The sequence below is a fragment of the Mesorhizobium sp. M5C.F.Ca.IN.020.32.2.1 genome (assembly GCF_004023105.1).
In the GTDB taxonomy this organism is placed as follows: domain Bacteria; phylum Pseudomonadota; class Alphaproteobacteria; order Rhizobiales; family Rhizobiaceae; genus Mesorhizobium; species Mesorhizobium wenxiniae.
Window position 1 is genome coordinate 1 of sequence record NZ_RZSX01000622.1, and the last position, 3,952, is coordinate 3,952.

The following is a 3,952-nucleotide window of genomic DNA, read 5'->3' on the forward strand; positions in this document are numbered from 1 at the left end:
CCCTTGGCATAGGGCAGCACGAAGCGCATCGGCCAGATGATGTGCGGCGCATTCTTCCAGAGAATTTCGCGCTCCATAAGCGCCTCGCGCACCAGGCGGAATTCGTAGAACTCGAGATAGCGCAAGCCGCCATGGATCAGTTTGGTCGAGCCGGAGGAGGTTCCGCTGGCCAGATCGTTCATTTCGGCAAGGAAGACCGAGAAGCCGCGCCCAACCGCATCGCGAGCAATGCCGCAGCCGTTGATACCGCCACCGATGACGAAGATGTCATGGATCGGGGGTGCGCTCACAATAGTCCTCCCGGATTTCGCATTGCAGCATTTTTAGGTTTTTACGAAACCGTGGTGGGATTATTTCGAAATGGGAACGAATGTCAAACGAAATATAAACACCGGCAATTGCCCCTACGGCACCCTTACGAGAGCGACGTTTCGATCAGCTGAACCTCTGCCTCCTGGCAGATCTTGCGTACCGACGGGATGTCGCAACGGTCGGTGATGAAGGTGTTGACCTGCGACAGATGGCCGATGCGGACCGGCGCCGTCCGCTCGAATTTGGTCTGGTCGGAAACGAGGATGACATGCCGGGCATTGGCGATGATCGCCTGCGCCACCTTCACTTCACGAAAATCGAAATCAAGCAACGCACCGTCATGGTCGATCGCTGAGGCGCCGATCACCGCGTAGTCGACCTTGAACTGCCTGATGAAATCGACCGCCGCCTCGCCGACCACGCCGCCATCGGAGCCGCGCACAACCCCGCCGGCAATAACGACTTCGATGGAAGGGTATATGCGCATCCTGTTGGCAACATTGATATTATTAGTGATCACCATCAATCCGGTGTGATCAAGGAGCGCCTTGCTGACCGACTCCGTCGTGGTGCCGATATTGATGAACAGCGAGGCATTGTCCGGGATAAGCCTGGCTGCTGCGCGGCCGATCGCCTCCTTCTCCTCGGCGGCGATCTTGCGTCTCGCCTCATATTCCATGTTTTCGATGCCGGACGGGAACAGCGCACCGCCATGAATCCGTGACAGCAGCCGCTGGTCGCACAGGTCGTTAAGGTCCTTGCGGATGGTCTGCGGCGTCACGTTGAAATGCGTTGCCAGATCGTCGACCAGCACGCGGCCATTGTCCTTGGCCATCTGGATGATTTCGGAATGACGCGGCGACAGATACATTTGGAGGCCTCTCGTTTTCGCTTTTCTTGTCTATAGCGGAAAACGAAAGTGATGAAAAGGCATAAGCCGGCTAACGAAATTACATCCGTCCAAAGCAACCACGGCGCAACTTTGCCGACCATTTCAACTCAACCCAGACCGCGGGCGATTTCGGTGATGACCTCGAAAGCTGTGTCGACATCCGCCGCCGTCGTCTCGAACTGACCGACTTGAAAGCGGATCGCGATCTGCCCGTCCACCCGTGTCTGTGTCAGATAGATGCGGCCATCGTCGTTGATCGCATTGACCAGCCGCAGATTGTGTTCGTCCGAATCGATGCCGGCCGCCGCCAGATGCCGGAACGAGAACAGCGACAGCATCGGTTCCGTGACGATCTCGAAATCCGGTTGCCGAGCCAGCCGCGCGGCAAGGCCTTCGCTCCAGGCAACATGGTTGCGGATCATGGTCCGGAGATTTTCCAGCCCGTGGGCGCGCAGCAGGAACCACAGTTTCAGTGCGCGAAAGCGCCGCCCGAGCGGCACCGACCATTCGGAATAGTTGATGATTCCGTCGCGTCCATGCGTCTTCAGGTAATCCGGCTTGATGGCGAGCGTCCGCACCAGGTCTTCCGGCCGGCGGATGAACTGCATCGAGCAGTCGAACTGCGCGCCCAGCCATTTGTGCGGATTGAAGACGATGGAATCCGCGTGCTCCGCGCCGGCCCAGAAATGCCGGTATTCCGGACATATCATCGCCGATCCGGCCCAGGCGGCATCGACATGCAGATAGAGCCCGTATCGCTTAGCCACAGCGGCGACGCCGGCGATGTCATCGGTGCCGCCGGTGCTAGTGCCGCCGACACAAGCGATGACGCCGGCCGGCAGCATGCCCGCATCCCGGTCGGCGACGATCGCCGCTTCGAGGGCTGTGACATCCATGGCGCGAAGGCGGCCAGCAACCGGAATGCGCACGAGATTGTCCTCGCCAATGCCCGATACCCAGATCGCCCGGTCGATGGAAGTATGGACCTGGTCGGAAGAATAGATGCGCAATATCGGCTGGCCTTGCAGGCCCTTCTTGTTGCCCTGCCAGTGTAGCGCGCGCTCGCGCATGGTCAGCGCGGCGGCAAGCGTTGCCGACGATGCCGAATCCTGCATGACGCCGGAAAACCCTTCCGGCAGGCTAAGCGCCTGACGCATCCAGTCGACGACGCGCGTCTCGAGTTCGGTCGCTGCCGGCGAGGTCTGCCAGAGCATGCATTGCGCGGCCATCACCGAGACCAGATATTCGGCCACCACCGAGACCGGTGCGGCGTTGGCTGGGAAATAGGCGAAGAAGCGCGGATGCTGCCAATGCGTCATGCCCGGCAGGATTTTTTGCTCGAAGTCGGCGAAGATTGCCTGCATCGTTTCGCCCTCTTCCGGCGGCGAGACATCGATGCTTCTAGAGATTTCGCCCGGCTCGACAAGCGGCCGCACCGGTCTTTCGCGAAGTGTGCCCCTGTAGTCGGCACCCCATTCGGCCGCGTACAGCGACCATTCCCGGAATTCGTTGCTATCCATTTTCCTCTCCGTCGCATCGAGCCCAGAAATCAAAGAGCACGAAAAACGGAGGCTTTCATTCGGGAAAATCAGGCAGGCTCGCGAAAGCGGTCTTCAGCGCGTTCGACCAGCCGTCCGAGATCGTGCGATAATATTGATCGTCCTGGGCTATCCGTTTCTTCAGGCTGACCTTGAAGGCGTCCTTTTCGTAGAACAGCAGGTCAAGCGGCAGACCGACCGACAGGTTCGATTTCAGCGTCGAGTCGAACGACACCAGCAGGAGTTTCACCGTCTCGGCGAAACTCATCGTCTTTTCATAGGCGCGGATGATGATCGGCTTGCCGTATTTGGTCTCGCCGATCTGGAAAAACGGCGTGTCATCGGTCGATTCGATGAAATTGCCTTCCGGATAGATCATGAACAGCCGCGGCGCGCTGCCCTTGATCTGGCCGCCGAGGATAAAGGAGGCATTGAAATAGGAATCGGCCTTTTCGCCTGCCGGCGACGAACTGGCGATGACTTCCTTAACGGTGTCGCCGACCATCCGCACCGTCTGATACATAGACGGCGTTTCGAGCAGAGTGGCGTGGCGATCGGCCACCGCCTTGGTGCGTTCGTCGAGCAAACTGACGACCGCCTGCGTCGTCGCCAGATTGCCGGCCGACATCAGCACGATGACGCGCTCGCCCGGCTCTTCCCAGACATGCATCTTCTTGAAGGTCGAGATCGAATCCATGCCGGCGTTGGTACGCGTGTCCGACATGAACACGAGCCCGCGATCGATCTTCAGGCCGACGCAATAGGTCATCGAATCTCTTTGGCAGCAATCTTGCCGTGGATTACTGCTCCACGGTGACGATGACCGCAAGCTGTTCTTCCGCTTGTCCCAGCCGAATTCCCGACACCGGCGTGGCATCGCGGTAATCACGGCCGGTCGCCACCTTTACATAGCGTTCGTCGGGCGAAATGCCGTTGGCGACGTCGAACGCGACCCAGCCGAGGCCCGCAACATGCGCCTCAGCCCAGGCATGGCTTGCCGCCTGCTCGACCGCCGCATCCATCATCAAATAGCCGCTGACGTAGCGGGCCGGAAACCCCATGGCGCGCGCCGTGGCGGCAAAGATGTGGCTGTGGTCCTGGCAGACGCCGGTCTTGAGCGCCAGCGCGTCCTCGGCCGGGGTCGCCGCATTGGTGATACCCGGCGTATAAGCCACGCGCTCGCCGATCACGGCCATCAGCCGGTGCAGCC

At 59.9% G+C, this 3,952-nt stretch carries 5 protein-coding genes; all 5 read right to left on the bottom strand.

The window, feature by feature from the left end; genetic code table 11:
• Positions 1–290, bottom strand: a 290-nt coding sequence (locus EOA86_RS25620) for an FAD-dependent oxidoreductase (protein ID WP_128344237.1), incomplete at its 3' end; no start/stop codon positions are given.
• Between the two features lie 125 nt (positions 291–415).
• A complete protein-coding gene (locus tag EOA86_RS25625; RefSeq protein WP_029352850.1) occupies positions 416–1,183 on the bottom strand; it encodes a DeoR/GlpR family DNA-binding transcription regulator in 768 nt (255 codons plus the stop codon).
• 128 nt (positions 1,184–1,311) lie between these two features.
• Positions 1,312–2,724: an aspartate aminotransferase family protein gene (locus EOA86_RS25630; RefSeq protein WP_128344239.1), complete on the bottom strand. Its 1,413-nt coding sequence runs from the start codon at positions 2,722–2,724 to the stop codon at positions 1,312–1,314.
• A gap of 55 nt (positions 2,725–2,779) precedes the next feature.
• Positions 2,780–3,511 carry a peptidase gene (locus EOA86_RS25635; RefSeq protein WP_065009553.1) on the bottom strand — a complete coding sequence of 244 codons (732 nt, stop codon included), beginning with the start codon at positions 3,509–3,511 and terminating at the stop codon, positions 2,780–2,782.
• A gap of 31 nt (positions 3,512–3,542) precedes the next feature.
• Positions 3,543–3,952: transglutaminase family protein (locus tag EOA86_RS25640; protein ID WP_164891977.1), on the bottom strand; the 410-nt coding region annotated here is incomplete at its 5' end.